At 69.9% G+C, this 648-nt stretch carries 1 pseudogene; it reads left to right on the forward strand.

The features are described 5' to 3' along the window. A pseudogene (locus tag V1318_RS21675) lies at positions 1–648 on the forward strand (RHS repeat protein); the annotation flags it as partial.

A 648-nucleotide genomic window follows, 5' to 3' on the forward strand; every position in this document is an offset into this window, starting at 1 on the left:
GGTGCTGCTCAACCAGGCCGGCTACGCCCCGTTCGGCCCCGCGACCGGCTGGGTCTACGGCAACGGCCGCACCCTGTCGCGCAGCCTCACCCGCAACTACCAGGCCGAGACCATCCAGGACAACGCCAGCGGCGGCCTGTCGCTGCACTACGGCTACGACGCCGCCGGCCAGCTCACCGAGCTCAAGGACGGCCTGCAGAGCGCGTTCCTGGCCCGCTACGACTACGACAATCTTGGCCGCCTGACCATCCTGCGCGACGGCCCCAGCAGCACCCCGATCGAGACCTACACCTACGACGCCACCGGCAACCGCACCAGCCTGTTGCACGGCGGCATCACCACCAGTTTCGCCTACCCCGGCAGCAACCATCGCCTGAGCTCGGCCGGCGGCGTGGCGCGCAGCTACGACGGCGTGGGCAACACCACCGCCATCGGCGGCGCGGCCAAGCAGTTCAACTACGGCGAAGACGACCGCATGAACAGCGTGTCGCAAAACGGCACCATGCTGCGCAGCTACGCGTACAACGCCCTGGGCGAGCGCGTGCTCTCGACCATCCCCGCGGTCGCTGGCAACCCCGACGGCAGCGGCGGCACCCCGGCGGTCAACACCTACACGGTCTACGACGAGTCCGGCCGCTGGCTGGGCGA

Source organism: Lysobacter sp. CCNWLW3 (genome assembly GCF_036697405.1).
Lineage (GTDB): Bacteria > Pseudomonadota > Gammaproteobacteria > Xanthomonadales > Xanthomonadaceae > Lysobacter.